The 3,627-nt window shown below is 71.5% G+C and carries 3 protein-coding genes and 1 pseudogene; 2 read left to right on the forward strand and 2 right to left on the reverse strand.

What is annotated here, in order from left to right:
* Nucleotides 1-649, forward strand: a 649-nt coding sequence (locus ACT6QK_RS14865; RefSeq protein ID WP_444598598.1) for an SGNH/GDSL hydrolase family protein, incomplete at its 5' end; no start/stop codon positions are given.
* Between the two features lie 76 nt (nt 650-725).
* On the forward strand, nt 726-1,748 hold the full coding sequence (locus ACT6QK_RS14870; RefSeq protein WP_444598599.1) for a L,D-transpeptidase family protein: 1,023 nt from the start codon (nt 726-728) through the stop codon (nt 1,746-1,748).
* Here the strand turns inward: ACT6QK_RS14870 and ACT6QK_RS14875 are convergent.
* On the reverse strand, nt 1,741-3,336 hold the full coding sequence (locus ACT6QK_RS14875; RefSeq protein ID WP_444598600.1) for a carboxylesterase/lipase family protein: 1,596 nt from the start codon (nt 3,334-3,336) through the stop codon (nt 1,741-1,743). The genes ACT6QK_RS14870 and ACT6QK_RS14875 overlap by 8 nt on opposite strands.
* A gap of 165 nt (nt 3,337-3,501) precedes the next feature.
* Nucleotides 3,502-3,627 (reverse strand): annotated as a pseudogene (tuf, locus tag ACT6QK_RS14880) (elongation factor Tu); the annotation flags it as partial.

The following is a 3,627-nucleotide window of genomic DNA, read 5'->3' on the forward strand; positions in this document are numbered from 1 at the left end:
CGCCGCCCTGACCCTGGCCGGAGACGGGCTCTATCGGTCCCGCGCCGCCGTGCGCGAGGCCAGCCGGCTGAACATCCTCGCCATCGGCTCGTCCAGCATCGAGGGCGTGGGCGCCAGCAGTCGCGACCTGGGTTTCGTGCCCCGCCTGCAAGCCGATCTGCGCGCCCGCCTCCCCGATGTCGCGGTCAATGTGATCAACCGGGGCATCGGCGGCGAATCCGCCTTCGAGACCGCCAACCGGATGCAGGCCGAGATCACGGCCTACAAGCCCGACCTCGTCATCTGGCAGGTGGGGACCAACGACGTACTGCGGGCCCGCCCGTGGAATGACGTCATGGCCGACATCGCGCGCGGCCAGGCCATTCTCGACGCGGCCAACGTCGATGTCCTGCTGATCGACCCGCAGAGGCTGCCGGAAGACGGGGTCAATTTCCGGGGCAAGAACACCGAGCTCGGCGAGGTCGCCCGGCTCCTGGCCGTCGAGGGCGCGCGGATGGGCTATGCGGTCCAGCACCGCTTCGACGCCATGCGCGGCTGGACCGGCCTGACGCGCGGCGGCATCGGGCCGGACGACCTGCACATGAACGACGACGGTTACGCCTGCTGGGCCTCGGTCACGGCAGACAGCCTGGCCGCCGCCGTGCGCTGATCCGAAGGGAACAGCAGAAGGAACGTCAGGGCGCTTCGGGCGATTGGTTTAGAGACCAGTCGCTTACGGAGTTTCCATGCCGCGTCCCGCCCTCCTGATCTCCTCCGCCCTCGCTCTCGGCCTGCTCGCCGCCTGCGGTGAACCCGGGACGACGGAGGGATCGGGGCGCGCCCAGGCGCCCGCCGCCACGCCCGCCAATCCGCTCGTTCAGGCCATCGAGACGGCCGCCGCGCTGCCGCCCGTCTTGCCCGGATCGGGCGCGCCGGATCCGGCACTGGTGCGGATGCAGATCCTGCTGGACCGCACCCCCTTCTCCCCGGGCGAGATCGACGGGCTGGACGGCTCCAACCTGCGCCGGGCGATCGCCGCCTATCGACAGGCCCATGGTCTGGGCGCCTCCGAGATGGCCGACGACGCTCTGCTTCAGGCCCTGATCCGGAACGACGACCGGCCCGTGACGACGACGGAGCAGCTGACCGAGGTCGATGTCGCCGGCCCGTTCAGCCCGCCACCCGGCGAAGACCTTGAAGCCCAGGCGCGCAACGGGGTGGCCTACACTTCGGCGCTGGAACGTCTGGCCGAACGGGTCCACGCCTCCCCCGCCCTGCTGCAAGCGCTCAATCCGGGGGTCGCTTTCGACCGAGCGGGTCAAGCCGTGGTCGTGCCTCTGGTAAACCGGCCGCCCCTGGCCCCCGTGGCGCGGATCGAGATCGACGGCCGGGGCAATCGTCTGACCGCCTATGGCGAGGACGGCGCCGTCCTGGCGGTGTTTCCGGCCACGGTCGGCAGTTCGGACAACCCGTCGCCGCGCGGCGACCTGAAGGTGAACGGCGTGGCCCGGACGCCGGACTACACCTACGACCCCGCCAAGCTCAGCTATGGCCCCGGCGGAAAGAAGGTGGTCGTGCCGACCGGGCCGAACAATCCGGTCGGCGCCGTCTGGATCGACCTGTCGCGCGAGAGCTACGGCATTCACGGCACGCCCGAGCCTTCCCGCGTCGGAAAGACGGCCTCGCACGGCTGCGTCCGCCTAACCAACTGGGACGCCCAGATCTTGGCGGCGGCGGTCAAGCCGGGGGTGGAGGTGAAGTTCATCTAGAGGGAGCGACAGGCCCGAACGGCGTCGTCGCCCAGAGATCGCACTGATGGCGGGCGGCGAAGTCGTCGCTCAACCGGTCGCCTGCCGGGTCGAGGACCAGAACGCGCCCGTCCCCAGGCCAGTCCGCGCCGTGGCCGAAACCCGTCCAGAGGCCGCGCATTCGCTCGCCCAGCGCGGCCTGTTCCGGCGTGAACCGCGCCGGATCGGCGAAGGCCCAGGGCCTGCCGAACAAATAGGTCAGTTCCGAGGCGTGGTAGGCGCCCATGTCATAGGGAAACAACCAGGCCGGCAGGGCCAGGGGCGCATCCGGGTCGGCGAACTCGTAGCCGGACACCGGAACATGGCGCGCCAGCAGGCGACGCAGGGCCTCGGCCGGACAGGCGAACTTCTGGTCGGTGAAGCTGCGCGCCATGGCGAGGCCGGGGCCAGCCTTCCCGTCCGCTGGGTCGATCGGATAGCGGGCCAGGACCGCGTCGCCGGAGTCGCCGTACAGCCAGCGGGTCTGGGCGGCGTAGCGGGCCGCGTCCCGGACCTGGACCGCGAACAGCCGGCCCTCGTCCGCGTTGGTCCCGACCACGACGGGCACGCGCACGAAGTCGCCCTTCAGGAAGGCCAGCGGCGGGGCGACGGGCACGGTTGCGTCCCCATAGACAGGCCCCCATGAGCCCGGCCCGTTCAGCCCGGCGCGGGTGGAGGCGGCGCGGGCGATGCTTCGGGCGGGCAGACGGCGCAGGCACTCGACGACCGCCTCGCCCACGCAGCCAACGAACGACGCAAAGGCCGGGCCGTCGGCCGCCGCCTCATCCGCCGAGCGCAGGGACTGGGGCTCGATACAGGTTCCGCTCTGCAGGATCACCCGGTCGAACAGGCCCTGAGATCCCGGGGAGGCCATCAGGTGGCAGGCGCTCCAGGCCCCGGCGCTCTCGCCGAAGACCGTGACATCGGCCGCGTTACCGCCCAGGGCCGCGATATTGGCGCGAACCCAGCGCAGGGCCGCCTGCTGGTCCATCAGACCCCAGTTGCCGCCCAGGCCGTCGCCGTCCGCCGCAAAGCCGGGATGGGCCAGCCAGCCCAGGGCGCCGAGGCGGTAGTTGACCGTGACCACCACCCGGCCCTGCTCGACCGCCAGCCTCGACGGATCGTAGTTGGCGCCCGCCCCGATGGTGAAGGCGCCGCCGGGCAGGAAGACCATGACCGGATGCGGCCCGGCGTCGGCGGGGCCGTAGACGTTCAGATAGAGGCAGTCCTCGGCGCCGAAGACGATCCCCCCGCCCCCGCCGAGAATGGCGTCGCGCCCGAGGGCCTGGGTGCAGTCGCGCCCGATGTGCGTGGCGTCACGCACGCCCTGCCAGGACCGCACCGGCTGGGGCGCCCGCCACCGCAGGGACCCGACCGGCGGCGCGGCATAGGGCAGGCCGAGGAAGGCGCGAACGCCCGCGCCTTCGACCCCGCGCACGACGCCGCCCTCGACGCTCGCCTCGACCCTACGGGCGTCGGAGGCGCCCACGACCGCCGGGATCTTGCCCGGATGGGTGGCGCAGGCCGCAGTGAGCACCAGAAGGAGACAGAGGCTCAGGACGCGACGCATTCGGTCCTTCTAACCTGCCCGTGGTGCGTGGTCATCGCGGACGTGCGCCACAGCAAAACGGCCCCCGGATCGCTCCGGGGGCCGCTCTGTTTGTTTGGCCTATGCTCACCTCGCGGAGGCTCGCGACTTGAGGCCGCTGACGCGCTCAAAAGCGCGCCATCGCCTTTAGGCGATGATCTTGGAGACCACGCCGGCGCCGACGGTGCGGCCGCCTTCGCGGATGGCGAAGCGCAGGCCCTGGTCCATGGCGATCGGGGTGATCAGTTCCACGGTCAGCTCGGCGTTGTCGCC

This window comes from Brevundimonas sp., assembly GCF_052436175.1.
Taxonomy (GTDB): Bacteria; Pseudomonadota; Alphaproteobacteria; order Caulobacterales; family Caulobacteraceae; genus Brevundimonas.